The following is a 20,628-nucleotide window of genomic DNA, read 5'->3' as shown; positions in this document are numbered from 1 at the left end:
TTCCTCAGGAAACGTGTTGCTGCGGGCGGCGGCGATATGCCCAAACCATCATGATCGCGCCAGCGATAATCATCGGGATAGAGAGAATCTGCCCCATGCTGATGTACTGTACCCACGCGCCGGTAAATTGCGCGTCCGGCTGGCGGAAGAATTCAACAATGATACGAAACGCGCCATAGCCAATCAGGAATAATCCGGAGACTGCGCCCATCGGACGCGGTTTGCGAATAAAGAGATTAAGGATGATAAACAGCACCACGCCTTCTAATGCCAGTTCATACAACTGGGAAGGGTGGCGCGGCAATACGCCGTAGGTATCAAAAATAGGCTGCCATTGCGGATGTGACGGCAGCAGCGCAATATCTTCCGCGCGTGAGCCAGGAAAGAGCATGGCAAACCGGAAGTCAGGATCGACGCGCCCCCACAATTCACCGTTGATAAAGTTGCCCAGACGCCCGGCGCCCAGGCCGAACGGAATTAACGGCGCAATAAAATCAGACACCTGAAAGAACGAGCGCTTCGTGCGCCTGGCGAAGATAATCATCACCAGTATCACGCCGATAAGCCCGCCGTGGAAGGACATGCCGCCGTCCCAGACGCGGAATAAATAGAGCGGGTTATCCAGAAACAGAGGGAAGTTATAAAACAGGACATAGCCAATACGCCCCCCCAGAAAGACCCCCAGGAAACCTGCATAGAGTAAATTTTCAACTTCGTTTTTGGTCCAACCACTTCCCGGACGGTTAGCGCGACGCACCGCCAACCACATCGCGAAAACGAACCCCACCAGATACATCAAGCCATACCAGTGAAGCGCGACGGGCCCAATTGAGAAAATGACCGGATCAAAGTCCGGAAAATGCAGATAGCTACTGGTCATCTGTCACCACAATTTCTTGTTATTTCGCTGAAGAGATAGCGATTGATAAGCGCGCCTGCGCGTTGCAGACGCTCCAAAGGTGCGAATAATAGCACAAGGGTTAAAAGCGAGATGCCGATTACCGTTAAAAGATATGTATACGCATTGTCTTTCATCTTGCCGGCGTGTTGTCTGCGCCGTGAATCCACAGTCACTTTTTCCCGCTCCAGTCGTTACAACCCTCCGCGAATCAATCCCCCCATCCCACGGCGCTCCATAAACGCCGCCACCTGATGACGCACCTCGGTCGCCATCTGCGCCTCAAGGCTGCGTCTGGCAAGGGTTTGCGCGTCTTCAAAATCGATATGCCGCAGCAGATATTTCACACGCGCTACCGAACGGCCATTCATCGAAAGATGGCGATATCCCAGACCGATAAGAATCGCCACGCACATCGGATCGCCCGCCATCTCGCCGCACAAGCGAAGATCGAGGCCATTTTTTTCGGCTTCCTGCGCGATCATGGACAGTGCGCGCAGCATAGCCGGATGCAGACTGTCGTAAATACTGGCCACGCGGGTATTGTTGCGATCTACCGCCAGGATATATTGCGTTAAATCGTTGGTGCCGACCGAGATAAAGTCGATCCGGTTAGCCAGATGCGGCAGCATAAATACCATTGATGGTACTTCCAGCATAATGCCGATACGCGGTTTCGGGATCGCATAGCCGATCATCTCCTCGACCTCGCGCCCGGCGCGTTCGATCAGACGCCGCGCTTCATCGACTTCATCAATACTGGTGACCATCGGCAACAAAATGCTGAGGTTGCCTGTCGCCGCATTGGCGCGCAGCATCGCGCGGACCTGGATCAAAAAGATCTCCGGCTGATCCAGTGTAATGCGGATCCCGCGCCAGCCCAGACACGGGTTCTCCTCGCTGATCGGCATATAGGGCAGTTGCTTATCCGCTCCCACATCCAGGGTCCGCAGCGTCACCGGCTTATCGTTAAACATTTGCAGCATCCCTTGATACTGCGCCACCTGCTCTTCTTCCGAGGGAAACCCGCTTTGCAGCATAAAGGGAATTTCAGTACGGTACAGGCCGATACCGTCGATCCGACTGCCTAACTTTTCCTCATGCTCGGGGCTGAGCCCGGCATTCAGCATCACTTTGACTCGCTCGCCGCTTTTCAGTTGGGCGGGGAGATTGACGTCGTCCTCCGCCAGACGACTGAGTTCTATCTCTTCACTAATGAGTCGCTGATATTCCTGAATAAGCACGGGTTCAGGATCGACCAGTAATTCACCGCGATAGCCATCCACCACCAACGTACGGCGATGTAGCACCGAAGGCTGGATATCAGCGCCCATGACGGTCGGGATACCGAGCGCGCGCACCATAATCGCCGCATGCGAGTTTGCCGCGCCGTCGCGCACCACAACGCCCGCCAGCCTGTCCTGCGGCAGCTCCGCCAGGGTGGTCGCCGACAGTTCATCCGCGACCAGAATAAAACGCTCCGGCCAGGCGTTTGGCCCCTGAACTGAATCATCAAGGTGGAATAACAGCCGCTGCCCCAGCGTGCGTAAGTCTCCCGCACGTTCTTTGAGGTAGTTATCGGTTAGCGCCGCAAATTGCTCAGCAAATTTTTCGATGATTTTTTTAACGGCCCACTCTGCAACAGCGCCTTTGTCGACCTCGGCGAAGAGTTCGCGACGCAGTCTGGCGTCTGAAAGCAGGTGTGAGTACAGATCGAAAATGGCCGCCGTCTCTTTTTGCGCGCCGGCGGCAAAGCGTTTGCTGTATCGTCGGAATTCGTTCGCCGCCTCTTCCAGCGCGCCGGTCAATCGTTCGCGTTCAAGAGAGGTATCCAGCGTAGACGCTTCGTAAACCTGTTCCATCAGCGGCATGGTCGCGTCTTGCCAGCCCGTTGCGATAGCCACGCCCGGCGCCGCAGGAAGCGCGCGGATTCGCGTCTGCCGGTATTGCCCGAACAGCGCTGTGACCTGCGACTGTGACAGGATAGCCGCCATCTGCGTAGCGAGCGTGACGAGGAAAGACTCTTCGCTTTCATCGTACTGGCGCAATTCGCGCTGCTGTACGACCAGCACGCCGAGAAGTTGGCGACGCTGAATGATCGGCACGCCGAGAAACGCGCGAAAACGCTCCTCTTTTACCGAAGGAATGTATTTAAAGCTGGGATGTTTTTGCGCATCGGCAAGGTTAATGGGTTCCGCCAGTCTGCCCACCAGACCGACGATCCCCTCATCAAACGCAAGCGCAACGGTTCGACCACGCGGTTTTTTCAACCCCCGCGTCGCCATCAGGTAATAACAGCGTCGGTCATGATCGGCCAGGTAAACCGAGCAAACCTCTGTATCCATCGCAAGACAGATATCCGTGACCAGAATATTCAGCGCCTCGTTCAGACGCGGCGCACTGGCCACTTTTTCGACTATTTCGCGCAGGCGAGTGAGCATAATTTGCGTGGCTTAACCTCTTTTACGTCGATAAGCAGGCGCGCTTTGTAGCTTAGGGGGATTATCCTGAAGCGCCATGACAACACTTGCAAACTCTTTCATTACCCTGCGGTAGACATCGCGTTTAAATGACACCACTTGTCGAACCGGATACCAGTAACTTACCCAGCGCCAGCCGTCAAACTCCGGCGTACTGCTGGTTTGCATATTGATTTCGGCGTCGGCGCTCATTAACTGCAAAAGAAACCACTTTTGTTTCTGGCCGATACATACCGGCTTTGTGTCCCAACGCACCAAACGTTTTGGTAACTTGTAACGCAACCAGTTGCGAGTAGAAGCAAGGATCCGCACATCTTTACGGCTTAACCCAACTTCTTCAAACAGTTCCCGGTACATCGCCTGTTCTGCCGACTCCCCTGGATTTATCCCGCCCTGCGGGAACTGCCAGGAGTGCTGACCAAATCGCCGGGCCCACATCACCTGCCCCTGACGATTACAAATTACGATACCTACATTTGGGCGGTAGCCATCGTCATCAATCACCGGACTACCTCAACATAAACCTTATATATGAACGATTGTTTCATACTCCAGTGAGGCGGTAAACCACTCTGTAATAGTGACACAGCCTAATAACAATTGAATAACTCACAGTAAATAGCCGAGTTATAAACAGATGATGACGCCCTTGCGCCATTTTATTCACCTTTTCTGTGGATATAGTTGTGAAGAAGTATGGAATTACCACGGGAAAACCCACAACAGTCTGAATTCCTCATACGGAAAACAGTAAAAATAGTGCCTTATATTCATTGTGTTATAGACAAATCTTACATACCACCTTCATAAAGCGTGACCAGCATCACATCTAAGATCCTTATGCTGATGAAAGATCAACCAGCGTCGGTTTTATCCACAGATTGTGCCAATAACTTACGCACTATTTGTCTGAATTTTCGATTTTCGTCGCACGTCAAGGCTGTAAATGGAAACAGTAGTGGTGGTTTTACACAGTTATCCCAACTTTCTGTGGATAACATAGTGTAAGATCCTGTTTATTGTCAGTGACCAGAATTGGAAAACCCGCTTCAGCGTTGCGCAACACGAAGAAACAACACAAAAAAGGCAATAAAAATCAGTCTATTGAATATAAGACACAGAAAAAGATAAACTCTGCCCATACGGTATAAAATCACTGCTCATTTTTTAACCTAAGGTAATTGTCATGTCCGCTCTTTGTCCGCTACTGACTCCGCCTGCTTCGGAAGCATTGCTGTTAGCCCAGGCGCGGCAGCTTTCCGGCTATACGTTAGGCGAGCTGGCGGCGATGGCCGGCATTACCACGCCTAAAGATTTGAAGCGAGACAAAGGCTGGATCGGCGTCTTGCTGGAGATCTGGCTCGGCGCCAGCGCCGGGAGCAAGCCGGAGCAGGATTTCGCCGCGTTAGGCGTAGAACTGAAAACCATCCCGGTGGATAGTTTGGGTCGTCCTCTGGAAACAACCTTTGTTTGCGTGGCGCCGTTAACCGGTAACAGCGGCGTGACCTGGGAGACAAGCCACGTACGGCATAAATTGAAGCGCGTGCTATGGATGCCGGTCGAAGGCGAGCGCAGCATACCGTTAGCCGAACGCCGCGTAGGTTCGCCGCTACTCTGGAGTCCGAGTGAAGAAGAGGACAGGCAGCTACGCCTCGACTGGGAAGAGCTGATGGACATGATAGTGCTGGGCCAGGTGGAACGCATTACCGCCCGTCATGGCGAAGTCTTGCAACTGCGGCCCAAAGCCGCCAATGCCAGGGCGCTCACCGAGGCTATCGGCGCGCGCGGGGAACCTATTTTGACGCTACCGCGTGGATTTTATCTGAAAAAAAATTTTACGCAGGCGCTGCTGGCTCGCCATTTTTTATTGCAGAATCCGTAACGTCCATTACACGCAAATGCGCCTCCGCTATGGCTACGCATCGGGCCAGCGCCGGATAAACGTAAGCGTATTGTCGCCGCTATTTTACACCGTTCCTGGTTGCGCAAATTCAGCCTGGGCTTTCGCCCGTCACTCGACGGGCCTATAATTACCGCTTCTTTTTTTGGCAGGACTTTGTTCGATGTTATTTGCATGGATAACCGATCCTAATGCCTGGCTGGCGCTCGGTACGCTGACGCTGCTGGAGATTGTACTTGGGATCGACAACATTATTTTTCTTTCTCTGGTGGTAGCAAAACTTCCTACGGCGCAACGAAACCACGCACGGCGGCTTGGGTTGGCGGCAGCGATGGTCATGCGCCTGGCGCTGCTGGCGTCAATCGCCTGGGTCACTCGGCTGACTAATCCGCTGTTTGAGCTTTTCGGCGAAGCGATTTCCGCCCGCGATCTCATTCTGTTACTGGGCGGGTTATTTTTAATCTGGAAAGCCAGCAAGGAGATCCATGAGTCCATCGAAGGCGAAGAAGAAGGGTTAAAAACCCGGGTTTCTTCTTTCCTGGGCGCAATAGTACAGATTATGCTGCTGGATATTATTTTCAGCCTTGATTCAGTTATCACAGCGGTTGGCCTCTCCGATCATCTGTTTATTATGATGGCGGCAGTCGTTATTGCCGTGGGCGTCATGATGTTTGCGGCACGGCCCATCGGCGAGTTTGTCGATCGCCATCCGTCGGTAAAAATGCTGGCGCTCTCCTTTCTGATCCTGGTTGGCTTTACCCTGATTCTGGAAAGTTTCGACGTTCACGTTCCGAAAGGGTATATCTATTTCGCCATGTTCTTCTCTATCGCAGTAGAGAGCCTGAACCTGTTGCGTAATAAAAAGAATCCGCTGTAATCCTGTCTCGCTCCCCCGCCGGGGAGCGAATACTCACTTTATTTCCTTTCTTCTCACAGATTAAGATTTTGCTGCTTCCGACATGCAGAGCTGCGCGTTATTACTAGACTATTATCAGACATATGATTAACAGACTATTATCAGATGCAGGCTATGTGAGGACAAACGGATGAAAAAGTGGGCAGTTGTAATTTCCGCAGTAGGGTTGGCTTTTGCGGTATCCGGATGCAGCAGCGATTATGTAATGGCAACGAAAGATGGTCGTATGATCCTGACCGATGGAAAACCACAAGTTGACGATGATACCGGTCTGGTCAGCTATACCGATGCACAGGGAAACGAGATGCAAATCAACCGTGACGAAGTGTCTCAAATCATCGAACGTTAAGCGGTGGCCTGTGATCGAGGTCAGCGTTCTGCAAGCCTTCAGGCTGCGTCCCGTAACGGTGCGTGGCGACCACGCCCGGTAACCATTACACCGCGCAGCCTGCAATTTTACTTTCCCTTTTGCCTTCCCTCTGCCATTTTTATTGTCCTTTGTCGGGAATTTCTGACTTCATAATAAAAAGGAAACGGCTATGCACTATCACCGTATACCCCACAGCTCGCTCGAAGTAAGTACGCTAGGGCTGGGCACAATGACATTTGGTGAACAAAACAGCGAAGCCGACGCTCACGCACAGCTCGACTATGCCATCGCAAATGGCATTAACCTTATCGACGCCGCCGAGATGTATCCGGTACCGCCGCGCCCGGAAACACAAGGGCTGACGGAATCCTATATCGGTAACTGGCTCGCCAAACGCGGCAACCGTGAAAAACTGATCATCGCCAGCAAAGTTAGCGGACCGGCACGTAATAATGATCAAGGCATCCGGCCTCATCAGGCGCTGGATCGTAAAAATATTCGCGAAGCGCTACACGACAGTTTGACCCGGTTGCAGACCGACTATCTGGATTTGTATCAGGTGCACTGGCCGCAGCGCCCCACTAACTGCTTCGGTAAACTCGGCTATAACTGGACAGACTCCACGCCAGTAGTAAGTCTACTGGAGACGTTAGACGCGCTAAGTGAGTTTCAGCGAGCGGGTAAGATTCGTTATATTGGCGTTTCAAATGAGACAGCGTTTGGCGTTATGCGCTATCTGCATCTGGCGGAAAAACATGACCTGCCGCGTATTGTCACGATCCAGAACCCCTATAGCCTGTTAAACCGCAGCTACGAGGTCGGCCTGGCGGAAGTCAGCCAGTATGAAGGTGTTGAATTGCTCGCCTATTCCTGTCTGGCGTTTGGCACATTAACCGGTAAATACCTGAACGGGGCCAAACCCGCAGGCGCGCGGAATACCTTGTTCAGCCGCTTCACACGTTACAGCGGCGAACAGGCGCAAAAAGCCGTTGCCGCCTACGTCGATATCGCGAAGCGTCACAATCTTGATCCGGCGCAGATGGCGCTGGCCTTTGTTCGCCGCCAGCCGTTTGTCGCCAGTACGTTACTGGGCGCAACCACGATGGCGCAGCTCAAGACGAATGTGGAAAGTCTGCATCTGACGTTAAGCAAAGAGGTCCTGGCGGAGATTGAGGCGGCGCATCAGGTTTATACCTACCCGGCGCCGTGATAGTCAGTGCCCGGTGGCGCTACGCTTCCGGGCTTACAGAGACAATGTAAGCCGGATAACGCGCACTCGCCGCCCGGCATATTCACTCAGTATGATGCCTGCCGGCGCTGCCAGATCCACAGCGCCGCGATCGCCAGCGCGAACAGCACGCCAAAGCCGATACCTATCGCCACTGCCGGAACGCCAGCCAGCACCGCGAGCGAGTACAGTCCCAGCATTAATAGCATGGCGCTATTCTCGCCCAGATTTTGTACGGCAATGGCATTCCCGGCGCCAACGCTCTTCTTACCGCGCTCCTGGAGCAAGGCGTTGAGCGGCACCACAAAAAAGCCGCCCAGCATACCTATCAACAGCAACAAGGCATAAGCAGGCAGCAATGCGTGCTGTAATGAGAAGATCGCAACCACAACGCCAATCAAAATCCCGGCGGGCATACAGCGCGATACGGTCTCCAGCGTCACCAGTTTTGCCGCCGCACCCGCGCCGACCACAATGCCTACCGCCACCATGGCGTTCAGGTAAGTTGGCGTGGCGTTATCCGTAATGCCCAGCGCCACCGGCACCCACAGCACCAGCAGAAAACGCAGCGTCACGCCTGCGCCCCAGAATAGCCCGGTCCCCACCAGCGAAAAACGCGTTTCACCGTTACGCCAAAGGACAACGCAAGCGCAGAAGAAGCTACGCGTCATCGCCGACAACCGCCAGGATTGTCCTGGACGCGCCGTCACAAGCTTCGGGATAAACAGGTTCGCCGCCACTGCGCCAGCGTAGGCCAACGCGCAGGCAACCAGCGCGGCGATGACATGCCAGTCGGCCAATACGCCGCCCGCGACGGAACCGAGCAAAATCGCCGCAATCGTAGAGGCTTCCATCAGGCCATTGGCTTTCACCAGCTTATCACCCGTCGTCAGTTCGCCCAGAATACCGTATTTCGCCGGAGAATAAGCCGCCGCGCCAATCCCGACCAACGTATAACCGACAAAAGGATTTACGCCGAGGCAGATACCTGCCGCTCCCGCCAGTTTAAGACCATTGGCGACCATCATCACCCGGCCCTTGGCAAAGCTGTCCGCTATCTGGCCGACAAACGGCGCAAAAAGAATGTAAGCGCCCACAAACACCATTTGCAAAACAGGCTGGCTCCAGTCCGGGTAAAACTGAGCTTTCAGCAGTGCCAGCGTCGCGAACAGCAGCGCATTATCGCCAAAAGCCGAGAGAAACTGCGCGACAATCACCGACAGCATCCCTTTCGACCAGATGGAGGTGTTAGTACGTACTGACTCACTCATGATGTTGTTCCGGCGCATCCACCCAACTTTTCAGCGTCACAAAATCGGGTTTCCCGCTGCCAAGCAAGGGAAGCTGTTTCAGATAACGGATATCACGCGGGACGGCAAGTTCCGGAATACCGTGTTCACGGGCATAGTGCTGTAATTTTTCTCGGGTGAGTTCGCTGTCAGTCGTAAACAATACCAGCGCTTCACCTTTGCTGGCATCGCTTTTAATGGCGGTAGCGTGCATTTTGTCCGCCGAAACGCCAAGCGCCAGTTGCTCGACCATCTCCAGCGAGACCATTTCGCCAGCAATTTTCGCAAAGCGTTTCGCGCGCCCCTGAATCTGCACAAAACCATTTTCATCGAAGCGTACAATATCGCCCGTGTCGTACCACCCGCGCTCGGTTTCGCCTCTGGCGTTTTCCGCCGACGGCACCTCCAGCACGCCCGGTTTTTCCACGCGCAGATAGCCATTCATGATATTCGGCCCTTTCAGCTGTAGCCGACCGCCGTTTTCAATACCGGGCACCGCCAGCAGACGCGCGTCCATGCCAGGCAGAATGCGGCCAACAGTGCCAGGCTTAGCCGCCATCGGCACGTTAATCGAGACTACTGGCGCGCATTCCGTTACCCCGTAGCCCTCAAGAATGCGCAGACCGAATTTATCCTGCCACAGTTGTTTGGTGCTCTCCTGAAGTTTTTCCGCACCGGCCACCACATAGCGCAGGCGATAAAAATCATACGGATTGGCAAAGCGCGCATAGTTGCCGAGGAAGGTTGACGTACCAAACAGCACGGTACAGTTACGGTCATAGACCAGTTCCGGCACAATGCGATAGTGCAGCGGACTTGGATAAAGAAACACTTCCGCGCCGGTCAACAACGGCGTAAACAGGCCCACCGTCAAACCGAACGAGTGAAAGAGCGGCAGCGCCGACATAAAACGGTCATTGGCGGTGAAATCCGCAATCGTTTTTATCTGCTCGACGTTCGCCAGAATGCTTTTATGGCTGTGCACCACCCCTTTCGGGTGCCCTTCCGAGCCGGAGGTAAAAAGAATGATCGCCGCGTCTTCCGGCTGCTGTTTTACCTGCGCCAGTCGCGGCGCCAGGAGGTGGGCAAAAATCCACAGCTTGTCGGCGGGTGTGACGTCCGCTTTTAAATCTTCCAGGTAAACCCAGCGAACCTGCGTTAGCTGCTCCGGCAGGTGCCACAATTTACCTTTATCGAGGAACTGGCGGGAGGTAAAAATCGTTTTAATTTCCGCCGCGGTAATCGCGCTGGTCAGCCCTTTTACCCCCGCTGTGTAGTTCATCATGGCCGGAATGCGGCGACGAGAAACCGCGCCGAAAATCACCGCCGCGCTGATGGCGGCATTCGGCAGCATTAAACCGATTTTCTCGCCCTCAACGCTGTACTTTTCCAGAATCCGGCCAACAAAAAGCGTCTTGGTCAGTAACTTACGATACGTATCCGGCGTAAAGTTAATGTCCTCAATACAGTTTTTACCCGCGCCGTAACGATATTGCGCCGCCAGCAACGATTCGTATAACGTCTCGCGTGGGCGCACCGCCATACGCGCTTCCATCATGATCTGGTGCAGCATCTCACCCGCTATCTTACGCCTGTCGCGCGCGCGCGGCGCTTCCGGCATCGGTATTTGCGTCGGCGGTAAAATATGAAGCTGAATGCGGGGGAATAAGCGCCGTTTAACCAGACTTTTCAGGCGACTGAAAGGGGTAAGCTCCGCGCCGTCAATGCGGAGCGGAATGACGGTTGCGCCCGATTTTGCCGCCACAAAGCCTGCGCCGTCATAAATTTTCATCAGCGAACCGGTCACGGAAATCCGCCCTTCCGGGAAAATCACCACTGGACGCCCCTGCTCCACCAGACGCACCAGGTGTTTAATGGACATGGGTTTAGTGGGATCGAGCGGTACAAAATCGATCAGCGGCGTTAACCAGCGCATATACCATTGCTGGCTGATGGAGGTATATACCGCAAAGACAGGCCGTACCGGCAAAAACAGCGCCAGTAGCATACCATCGATAAATGAAACGTGATTGGGGGTAATTAAGACCCGGTTCCCCTGTAGCGCCCGGACATCGCCAGTGACGCGCACACGATAAAGCACGCGAAACAGGTTACGGAAAAATCCAAACAGCATTTCAACTCCCTTTGGCCGACAATTCGCTAAAACATGAATTGTGGCAGATTACACGAGTTGCGTAACAGGAGCGATAGCAAAATAGGTTCGAAAAAAAACCTGCGCATCCGCGCAGGTTGGTGCAAGAGACAGGTACGAAGAGCGTACCGAATAATCTCACCAATCAATACCTCTGGGATCTTGATTGTGGGCTTCGCGCGTCTGCATCGCCAGTCCGAAAACGCAAAGGAATAAACGGAAATGCAACGAGTTGTGTAAATTATCCGTTACTGTTACAGGTTCAGGCGAAACAAAAAAAAACCTGCGCATCTCTACGCAGGTTGGTGTAATTCGTGTGATCAACAATGACGTTGATTCCACCTATCAATACCTCTGGGATCACCACTCTATCAACCTGACTCGCTGGCCTGCCAGCAGACAATCGCAACAGCGCTTCGCAAACTGTAACGAAAGATTTGTATTGTCACTTTACAGACGCATTTCTCCCGTGCAGGTCACATTTGCCCGACACGGCGGGGCAAGAGGCTTGAACAGAGGTTCATTTTCCGTAAAACTGGCGTAATGTAAGCGTTTACCCACTATAGGTATTATCATGGCGACCATAAAAGATGTAGCCCGACTGGCCGGTGTTTCAGTCGCCACCGTTTCTCGCGTTATTAACGATTCGCCAAAAGCCAGCGAAGCGTCCCGGCTGGCGGTAACCAGCGCAATGGAGTCCCTGAGCTATCACCCTAACGCCAACGCGCGCGCGCTGGCACAGCAGGCAACGGAAACCCTCGGTCTGGTGGTCGGCGACGTTTCCGATCCTTTTTTCGGCGCGATGGTGAAAGCCGTTGAACAGGTGGCGTATCACACCGGCAATTTTTTACTGATTGGCAACGGGTATCATAACGAACAAAAAGAGCGTCAGGCTATTGAACAGTTGATTCGTCATCGTTGCGCAGCGTTAGTGGTACACGCCAAAATGATTCCGGATGCGGACCTGGCCTCATTAATGAAGCAAATCCCCGGCATGGTGCTGATTAACCGCATTTTACCGGGGTTAGAACATCGCTGTGTCGCGCTGGATGACCGTTACGGGGCATGGCTGGCGACCCGGCATCTGATCCAGCAAGGTCATACGCGTATTGGGTATATCTGTTCCAATCACACTATCTCTGATGCCGAAGATCGCCTGAGGGGCTATTACGATGCGCTGGCGGAAAGCCATATCCCGGCTAACGATCGGCTGGTGACGTTCGGCGAACCGGATGAAAGCGGCGGCGAGCAGGCGATGACAGAGTTATTAGGTCGCGGCAGACATTTTACCGCAGTGGCCTGCTATAACGACTCGATGGCGGCCGGCGCGATGGGAGTATTAAATGATAATGGCGTGGGGGTGCCGGGCGAAGTATCGCTCATCGGTTTTGATGACGTACTGGTCTCACGCTATGTGCGTCCCCGACTGACCACCATTCGGTATCCGATCGTCACCATGGCGACACAGGCGGCGGAGCTGGCGTTAGCGCTGGCAGGGAAATGCCCTACGCCGGAAGTGACCCATGTATTTAGTCCGACACTGGTACGCCGACATTCGGTGTCCACGCCGACGGATACCGGACACCTGTCGACAACCGATTAATCAGGGTAGCATGATGGCGACAATGCTGGATGTTTCCCGCCATGCGGGCGTATCAAAGGCCACCGTCTCACGGGTGCTGAATGGAACGGGACAGGTAAAAGAAAGTACGCGCCAGAAAGTGTTTACGGCGATGCAGGCTCTGGGCTATCGCCCCAACCTGCTGGCACGCTCGCTGGCGAATCGCACCAGCAGCAGCATCGGTCTGGTCGTCTCTACGTTTGACGGCTTCTATTTTGGCAGTTTGTTGCGCCGGGCGTCGCGCCAGGCGGAGTCTCATAACAAGCAGTTGGTCGTCACCGATGGTCACGATACGCCGGAACGAGAGCAGAAAGCCGTACAAATGTTGGCCGACAGACAGTGCGACGCTATTATTCTTTACACTCGCTATATGGATGAGCCGGCGATTTTGTCGTTGATTGACGCCACGGAAATGCCGCTGGTGATTATTAATCGCAACGTCACTCAGGCCCGCGATCGCGCTATTTTCTTCGAGCAGGAGACGGCGGCATTCCAGGCGGTGGAATATCTGATTACGCAGGGCCATCGCGATATCGCCTGTATTACGCTGCCTGTTCATACTCCCACCGGCACATCACGCGTAGCGGGTTATCGCAAGGCGCTGGAAAAATATGGCATTCCCTGGCAACCGGCAAAAGTGAAATACGGCGATTACACGCTGACGCGCGGCTATGACGCCTGCCGGGAATTACTGGAGGAAGGCGTCACGTTTAGCGCGCTATTCGCCTGTAATGATGACACGGCGCTGGGCGCGGCAAAAGCGCTGCGCCAGGCCGGATTACGCATCCCGCAGGATGTGTCGCTGTTTGGTTTTGACGATGCGCCGGGCGCAACCTGGCTTGAACCGGGGCTTTCAACAGTCTATTTACCCATCGAGGATATGATAGCCACCGCGATCGATCAGGCCGTTCGTCTGGCGAACAGCGAGCCGGTCGCCCCGATCCCGCCCTTTACCGGCACGCTGATTCTGCGCGAGTCCGTCGCCGCAGGCCCGTTTTTTCAACGTCCGGCCTAATGATGCGCTTCAGAGCATCTCCAGCGCTAACAGCTCTTCAATGGTTTGACGACGGCGGATCAGCCGCGCCTGTCCATTGTCAAACAGCACTTCCGGCAGGAGCGGGCGGCTGTTGTAATTCGATGACATAGACGCGCCGTACGCGCCGGTATCGTGCAATACGAGGTAATCGCCGGGGATGACCGCAGGTAAGGCGCGTGTTTCAACCATTCCCCCTTCCTGCTGCGTAAAAACATCGCCTGATTCGCATAGCGGCCCGGCGACCACCGTCTCGACCCACGGGCCATTTTCAAGCGCGCGACCATCCGCCGCCAGCGCCGAAATACGGTGATAGCTACCGTACATCGCCGGGCGCATCAGATCGTTAAAACCCGCATCTACCAGCACGAAATGGCGGCTTCCCATCTGTTTTACGCTACGCACCTGCGTCACCAGCACGCCCGATTGCGCCACCAGATAACGTCCGGGTTCGATCTCAAGTTTGACCGCATGTCCCAGATGGCGGGCGATTTGCTCGCGCGCCGCGTTCCACAAACCATAGTAATGGCGCGTATCAACGGGCTCTTCTCCCTCACGATAAGGTATCGAGAGTCCGCCGCCTGCCGAAATCGCCTCCACATCCTGGCCACATTCCAGCACCTGACGTACCATCGCGCCGCAAACCTGCTCCAGATGGCCATAATCGACGCCGGAACCAATGTGCATATGGATACCGACAAGTTTCAGTCGGTATTTCTGCATTACCGCCAGCGCCGCCGGAAGATCGCTATGCCAGATGCCGTGCTTGCTGTTTTCGCCCCCGGTGTTGGTTTTCTGGCTGTGGCCGTGACCAAAGCCAGGATTCACGCGCAACCAGACGCGATGCCCAGGCGAAACCTGACCAAGCTGCGTCAGCATATCTACCGAGCCAGCATTGACCGGAATATGCAGTTCGCTGACGCGCGCCAGCGTGGCGGCGTCAATCACATCGGCGGTAAAAACGATATCATCAGGGCACGTTTGCGGATCGTAGCCCGCCGCCAGCGCACGTTCGATCTCCCCCAATGAAACAGAATCCACCTTGACACCCTGCGCGCGCATTAAGCGCAGGATATGAATGTTCGAACAGGCTTTTTGCGCAAAACGCACGACGTCAAACTGCTGCAGGGCGGCTATCTGACGGCGAATAATGTGCGCGTCATAGACCCAGACCGGACAACCGAATTCAGCAGGCAATCTGAGCAAATTTTCAGCGTTAAGGTCAGTTTCAGCGTGATAATGCGGCAATGACATAACAAACTCCGGAACGGGCTTTTTAACGATTACGCCATACCTTAGAAAGAATAAAAAATATCGTTTTATTGTCAGTCTATGCAAAAATGATATGGGATAAATGATTCAGGGAAACGTATGGCTGCCGTTAATTTACGTCACATTGAAATTTTTCATGCCGTAATGACCGCCGGAAATCTCACCGAAGCGGCGCGGCTGCTGCATACCTCGCAGCCTACCGTCAGTCGCGAGCTGGCGCGTTTTGAGAAAGTGCTGGGATTAACGCTGTTTGAGCGCACACGCGGGCGCTTGCATCCGACGGTGCAAGGGCTACGCCTGTTCGAAGAGGTACAACGCTCCTGGTATGGGTTGGATCGCATCGTCAGCGCGGCGGAAAGTCTGCGCGAGTTCCGTCAGGGCGAGCTCTCTGTCGCCTGCCTGCCGGTCTTTTCACAATCCTTTTTGCCGCCGCTACTACCGCCTTTTCTGGCGCGTTATCCGGATGTCAGCCTGAATATTGTGCCGCAGGAGTCGCCGTTGCTGGAAGAGTGGCTCTCCGCTCAGCGCCACGACTTAGGGCTGACGGAGACGCTTCATGCCCCGGCAGGAACAACCCGTACCGAGTTACTAACGCTAAATGAAGTGTGCGTACTGCCCTGCGACCATCCGCTTGCCGCTAAAACGGTACTGACGCCAGACGATTTTCAGGGGGAAAACTTTATCAGCCTCTCCCGCCTGGACAGCTATCGACAGTTGTTGGATACGTTATTTGCCGAACATCAGGTGAAGCGCAGAATGGTGGTGGAAACGCATAGCGCGGCCTCCGTCTGCGCGATGGTGCGCGCCGGGGCGGGCGTTTCGATAGTTAACCCGCTGACCGCGCTGGACTATGCCGCCAGCGGCGTCACCGTTCGCCGCTTCAGCATTGACGTGCCCTTTACCGTCAGCCTGATTCGCCCGCTACACCGCCCCGCCTCCGCGCTGGTTGACGCCTTCAGTAAGCATTTACAAACGCATCTTTCGCGCCTGGTCGAACCGCTGGAGGTTATTCTGGGGCCGATGACGAAAGCATAAAGCTCACGGCATCTGCGGCATGAATTGCCGTAGTATCGAAAACCGGTAGCGCGCTTTGCGTCTGGGGAACAAGCAAACCTATTTCAGTGCAGCCAAAAATAACGCCCTGCGCGCCTTGCGCAGCCAGTTGTTCGATCACCTGTAAATAATAGTGGCGCGACGCGTCAGTGAATGTCCCCTGACAGAGCTCGTCAAAAATGACCTGATTGATACGCGCCCGATCGTCCGCCTCCGGCACGATGGTCTCAATCGCAAATTGCTGTTCCAGCCGCCCGCGATAAAAATCCTGCTCCATCGTATAGCGAGTCCCTAATAGCGCCACGCGATGCAACCCCTGACGGGCGATGGCTCGCCCGGTAGCATCCGCGATGTGTAGGAAAGGCAGAGAACAACGAGATTCAATAATGTGCGCGATTTTATGCATGGTGTTGGTACACAGCACAATGCCTTCTGCGCCCGCCTGCTGTAACCCCTGCGCGGCCTGCGCCAGGATATCGCCCGCTTTATCCCATTCGCCGCGGCGTTGACATACTTCAATATCGTGGAAATCTACGCTATGCAGCAGTAAGCTCGCCGAGTGCAGGCCTCCCAACTGCTGTTTAATGCCTTCATTGATTAAACGGTAATAAGGGATAGTCGATTCCCAGCTCATCCCCCCCAACAGCCCGATCGTTTTCACTGCGCTCTCCTTTTTTAAAGCATTATGGCAGTGAAGCAAACTTACACATCCGTTTCCAGTCTATTTTTCATCATGCCGGATAACAGGCGTCATCCGGCATGGGTGAGGTGATTACACGCCAATATTTTTTAGCTTCTCGCCCGCCATCAGCTTGCGTTCGATGTGCTCCAGGGTGACATTTTTGGTTTCCGGAATCAGCCAGAAAGTGATGCCGATAAAAGCGATATTCAGCGCGGTGTAGAGCCAGAATGTACCTGCCGCGCCAATGCTGTCCAACAGAGTCAGGAATGTCGCGCCGATGATCATGTTCGATACCCAGTTTGTCGTGGTTGAACAGGTAATGCCAAAATCACGACATTTCAGCGGCTGGATTTCCGAACATAATATCCACACCACCGGAGCGGCGCTCATCGCGTAACCGGCGATACACATCATCGTCATCCCAACGGAAAGCCAGGAGAGGCCGCTTGATGCCGTACCGTTATCAAACTGCATCAGGCAGTAGCCCAACACCAATGTCCCTAACGCCATTACGCTAAAACCGATTTTTAACGCCGGTTTACGCCCGGCCTTATCGACCGTAAAGACGGCGATAAAAGTCGCGAACATAAAGGTCAGTCCGACCACCAGCGTCGCGATCATTTGCTGTTCCGTGGTGGTAAAGCCGGCCATTTTAAAAATGCGCGGCGCATAGTACATAATGATGTTCATGCCGGTGAACTGCTGCATTGCCTGTAGCAACATACCGAGGAACACGGCGCGGCGAACATTGCGGTTAGCTTTAAATAATGCCCACCCGCCCTGCTTGAGTTTGAGGCTTTCCCGAATCTCATTCAGTTCATCACGGGCTTTTTCCGAGGTATCGCGCAGCATACGCAGCACCTCTTCCGCTTCGATATGGCGACCTTTTTGCGCCAGCCAGCGCGGACTATTCGGCAGAAATACCACCAGAATAATGAGCAACACCGCAGGCAACGCCAGCACGCCCAACATCGCGCGCCAGTTGCCGCTGTAGCTGAATGCCGTATCGGATAAAAAAGCCAGCACAATGCCTAACGTCACCATCAGTTGATACATACTGATCATTTTGCCGCGAACATTTTCACTTGCCATTTCAGAGAGATAAAGCGGCGCGGTATAGGACGCAATCCCTACTGCTACGCCCAGTATCACGCGGGCGCCAATCAATACTTCCACGCTGGAAGCAAACGCCGACCCCAGCGAGCCGAGCACGAACAAAATCGCGCCGGCCATCAGGCTATACTTACGCCCCAGCCGGAATGAAAGCCAGCCGTTAAATAATGCGCCAATTGCCGCGCCAAGCATCATACTGCTGACGACCCATTCCTGCAGCCGGCTGGTCAGTACGAAATGGTCGGTAATAAAAGGCAGCGCCCCAGCGATAACGCCGATATCCAGACCAAATAACAGCCCCGCTACCGCTGCAGAAACCGAAACAAACATATTCATACGTCGTGTATCGCGAAGCGAACGCGGCGTTAAAGCAGAGTCATTAATAGAGACCATATTTTCCTGCCACAACAGAGTAAGACATAGCCTGAAAGTACGGGATACTCTTCCACAAGTGTCAGGCTGGAAACGGCATAAATATGGATTAAATGGCTACGCTATAGCGATATGTGATGGATATTACACTTTTTAAATTTAACACCGTTGCCGGGTATTTTTTCAAACCACCAATATTTCAATGAATTAAAGCATTGGTCATGACTATTGTTTAACGATATATGGATTAAGTTAAACCCACAATATGGACTATGCTAATGAGATCATAAAAAAGCCCTGTACGAGGACAGGGCTTTATCAGTTTTTCGGTCCAGGAGTCGACTTTCCCAGAAACGTATTTGTCGGTAGCGGATTAACGCGCCAGCCAACCGCCATCTACCGCTATGGTATAGCCGTTAATATAATCAGCGGCGCTGGATGCCAGGAAGACTACCGGGCCCATTAAATCGCCCGGTAGCCCCCAACGTCCAGCCGGAATACGGTCGAGAATTTCGGCGCTACGTTGTGCATCAGCGCGCAATTGCTGGGTATTATTCGTGGACATATAGCCCGGCGCGATGGCGTTTACATTGATATTGTGTTTCGCCCACTCGTTCGCCATCAGACGCGTTATTCCCATTACGCCGCTTTTCGACGCGGTATAAGACGGAACGCGAATACCGCCCTGGAAGGAGAGCATAGACGCGATATTAATAATTTTGCCGCCGTTGCCCTGGGCAATAAAATGTTTTGCCGCCGCCTGAGACATAAAGAACACGCTCTTGATGTTCAGGTTCATGACGTCATCCCAGTCTTTTTCCGTGAAATCAATCGCATCTTCACGACGGATCAAACCCGCGTTATTCACCAGAATATCAATATGACCGTATTCCGCCACCGCCCGTTCCAGTAACGCCGGAATACCATCGATTTGACGCAGATCGGCTGTCAGGCTTAAAAAACGACGTCCCAGAGCGGTGACGCGCGCAATAGTTTCCGTCGGTTCAACAATGTTAATACCGACAATGTCACAGCCCGCTTCCGCCAGTCCTAACGCCATCCCCTGCCCCAATCCGGTATCGCACCCCGTCACAACCGCGACTTTACCTTCAAGAGAAAATGCATTCAAAATCATTGTTAATCCTTATTTTTGTCATGCCTGTCACGCACAGGCGTTATCACCGGTCGCGACTAGCGCAGATCTTGTACCGCAACGTGATCCATGTCATCGAAGACCTGATTTTCTCCCACCATGCCCCAAATAAACGTATAGGCTTTGGTGCCAACGCCGGAATGTATTGACCAGCTTGGGGAAATAACCGCCTGTTCATTACGCATCACAATATGACGGGTTTCCTGAGGCTGCCCCATCATATGGAAAACGCAACTGTCCTCTTCCATATTGAAATAGAGGTACACTTCCATACGGCGCTCATGGGTATGGCATGGCATGGTGTTCCATAGATTGCCGGGCGCCAGTTCGGTGAGTCCCATACTGAGCTGACAGGTTTCCAGTACATCCGGTACGAAGTATTTATTGATGGTGCGACGGTTACTGGTGAGGTTATCGCCTAAGGTGACGGGCGCAACGTCGGCAGGCGACACTTTTTTCGTCGGATAAGCGGTATGCGCTGGCGCGCAGTTGTAATAAAACTTCGCCGGTCTGCTCGCCTCATTGCTGACGAAGGCCAGCTCTTTCGCCCCTTTACCAATATACAGAGCATCACGATGGCCAATGTCATGGCGCTGCCCGTCAACGATAATGGCGCCCGCGCCGCCAATATTAATGACGCCCAGCTCGCGGCGGTCCAGTAACCGGGAAACGCCAAGCTGTTTACCCACCTCTCCGCCAATTTCAACGGGATGGCTGACGGGCATAATGCCGCCGACAATAATACGGTCGATATGGCTGTAGACCATCGTATATTCATCAGCGACAAAAATATTTTCTATTAAAAACTCGCGTCGCAGCGCCTGGGTGTCCAGCGTTTTAGCGTGTTCGCTATGGATGCTTTGCCTTACGTCCACCTTTCCCTCCAATGATAAATCGATCGCAACGGCATAAAATCAAAACACTGTTTTGATTTATTTAACGGCATCATAGTCGCCTGGATGAAGGTTTTCAACAATAAATAAAACAACGTTTCATTTATATGGTTGGTTATTTTTAAAACTGCTGTAGCGATCACGATCGGCGCTAAAACTTACACACATGTCTGATTTTCAGACATGTGCGCCAGATGCTGTAT

The 20,628-nt window shown here is 53.6% G+C and carries 17 protein-coding genes; 7 read left to right on the top strand and 10 right to left on the bottom strand.

Translation table 11 applies throughout. From position 1 onward, the window contains the following. Positions 1–4: 4 nt before the first annotated feature. From lgt to rppH, 3 genes are all read right to left on the bottom strand, one after another. A complete protein-coding gene (gene lgt / locus ACLD11_RS06450; protein ID WP_000204645.1) occupies positions 5–880 on the bottom strand; it encodes a prolipoprotein diacylglyceryl transferase in 876 nt (291 codons plus the stop codon). 212 nt (positions 881–1,092) lie between these two features. Next, complete coding sequence (gene ptsP / locus ACLD11_RS06445; RefSeq protein ID WP_000957888.1) at positions 1,093–3,339, bottom strand: phosphoenolpyruvate--protein phosphotransferase; 2,247 nt, start codon at positions 3,337–3,339, stop codon at positions 1,093–1,095. Between the two features lie 12 nt (positions 3,340–3,351). Continuing rightward, positions 3,352–3,882, bottom strand: a complete 531-nt coding sequence (rppH, locus tag ACLD11_RS06440) for an RNA pyrophosphohydrolase (RefSeq protein WP_000564481.1) — start codon at positions 3,880–3,882, stop codon at positions 3,352–3,354. Positions 3,883–4,564: 682 nt separating this feature from the next. Between rppH and mutH the strand changes: the two genes are divergently transcribed. From mutH to ACLD11_RS06420, 4 genes are all read left to right on the top strand, one after another. Further along, positions 4,565–5,260 (top strand): DNA mismatch repair endonuclease MutH, encoded by a 696-nt coding sequence (mutH, locus tag ACLD11_RS06435; protein WP_183058803.1) that lies wholly within the window; start codon positions 4,565–4,567, stop codon positions 5,258–5,260. 181 nt (positions 5,261–5,441) lie between these two features. Then, entirely contained in the window at positions 5,442–6,155 is a 714-nt protein-coding gene (locus tag ACLD11_RS06430) for a TerC family protein (RefSeq protein ID WP_000895635.1), read from the top strand. Positions 6,156–6,324: 169 nt separating this feature from the next. Continuing rightward, positions 6,325–6,543, top strand: a complete 219-nt coding sequence (locus ACLD11_RS06425; protein ID WP_000758662.1) for a YgdI/YgdR family lipoprotein — start codon at positions 6,325–6,327, stop codon at positions 6,541–6,543. A gap of 190 nt (positions 6,544–6,733) precedes the next feature. After that, positions 6,734–7,774, top strand: coding sequence for an NADP(H)-dependent aldo-keto reductase (locus tag ACLD11_RS06420; protein WP_411011937.1), 1,041 nt, complete (start codon positions 6,734–6,736; stop codon positions 7,772–7,774). A gap of 86 nt (positions 7,775–7,860) precedes the next feature. Here ACLD11_RS06420 and lplT read toward each other — a convergent pair whose 3' ends face one another. Further along, positions 7,861–9,063, bottom strand: coding sequence for a lysophospholipid transporter LplT (gene lplT, locus ACLD11_RS06415; protein ID WP_411011936.1), 1,203 nt, complete (start codon positions 9,061–9,063; stop codon positions 7,861–7,863). Next, entirely contained in the window at positions 9,056–11,215 is a 2,160-nt protein-coding gene (aas, locus tag ACLD11_RS06410; protein WP_411014692.1) for a bifunctional acyl-ACP--phospholipid O-acyltransferase/long-chain-fatty-acid--ACP ligase, read from the bottom strand. The genes lplT and aas overlap by 8 nt, the downstream gene beginning before the upstream one ends. A 592-nt stretch (positions 11,216–11,807) precedes the next feature. Here aas and galR point away from each other — a divergent pair. Then, positions 11,808–12,836, top strand: a complete 1,029-nt coding sequence (gene galR / locus ACLD11_RS06405; protein WP_000201028.1) for an HTH-type transcriptional regulator GalR — start codon at positions 11,808–11,810, stop codon at positions 12,834–12,836. Between the two features lie 10 nt (positions 12,837–12,846). Continuing rightward, a complete protein-coding gene (locus tag ACLD11_RS06400) occupies positions 12,847–13,869 on the top strand; it encodes a LacI family DNA-binding transcriptional regulator (RefSeq protein ID WP_411014700.1) in 1,023 nt (340 codons plus the stop codon). A 9-nt stretch (positions 13,870–13,878) separates the two neighbouring features. Here the strand turns inward: ACLD11_RS06400 and lysA are convergent, their stop codons facing one another. Next, entirely contained in the window at positions 13,879–15,141 is a 1,263-nt protein-coding gene (gene lysA / locus ACLD11_RS06395) for a diaminopimelate decarboxylase (protein ID WP_000056589.1), read from the bottom strand. A 117-nt stretch (positions 15,142–15,258) separates the two neighbouring features. On the opposite strand from lysA, the gene ACLD11_RS06390 reads away from it, so the two are divergent. Continuing rightward, a complete protein-coding gene (locus tag ACLD11_RS06390) occupies positions 15,259–16,194 on the top strand; it encodes a LysR family transcriptional regulator (protein ID WP_115198352.1) in 936 nt (311 codons plus the stop codon). Here the strand turns inward: ACLD11_RS06390 and ACLD11_RS06385 are convergent. The 4 genes from ACLD11_RS06385 to kduI all read right to left on the bottom strand — a co-directional run bounded on the left by ACLD11_RS06385 (position 16,166) and on the right by kduI (position 20,407). Then, entirely contained in the window at positions 16,166–16,873 is a 708-nt protein-coding gene (locus ACLD11_RS06385) for an aspartate/glutamate racemase (RefSeq protein ID WP_000848629.1), read from the bottom strand. The genes ACLD11_RS06390 and ACLD11_RS06385 overlap by 29 nt on opposite strands. 111 nt (positions 16,874–16,984) lie before the next feature. After that, positions 16,985–18,400: an arabinose-proton symporter AraE gene (gene araE, locus ACLD11_RS06380; RefSeq protein WP_183058801.1), complete on the bottom strand. Its 1,416-nt coding sequence runs from the start codon at positions 18,398–18,400 to the stop codon at positions 16,985–16,987. 352 nt (positions 18,401–18,752) lie between these two features. After that, positions 18,753–19,514 carry a 2-dehydro-3-deoxy-D-gluconate 5-dehydrogenase KduD gene (gene kduD / locus ACLD11_RS06375; protein WP_000602490.1) on the bottom strand — a complete coding sequence of 254 codons (762 nt, stop codon included), beginning with the start codon at positions 19,512–19,514 and terminating at the stop codon, positions 18,753–18,755. 56 nt (positions 19,515–19,570) lie between these two features. Continuing rightward, positions 19,571–20,407 carry a 5-dehydro-4-deoxy-D-glucuronate isomerase gene (gene kduI / locus ACLD11_RS06370; RefSeq protein WP_411014691.1) on the bottom strand — a complete coding sequence of 279 codons (837 nt, stop codon included), beginning with the start codon at positions 20,405–20,407 and terminating at the stop codon, positions 19,571–19,573. Positions 20,408–20,628: the final 221 nt, after the last annotated feature.

Origin of the sequence: Salmonella sp. 741265116_PST (genome assembly GCF_046567715.1) — a bacterium.
Classification (GTDB): Bacteria; Pseudomonadota; Gammaproteobacteria; order Enterobacterales; family Enterobacteriaceae; genus Salmonella; species Salmonella enterica.
The sequence above is the reverse complement of the archived record's forward strand: the minus strand, read 5'-3'. Positions and strand labels throughout refer to the sequence as shown.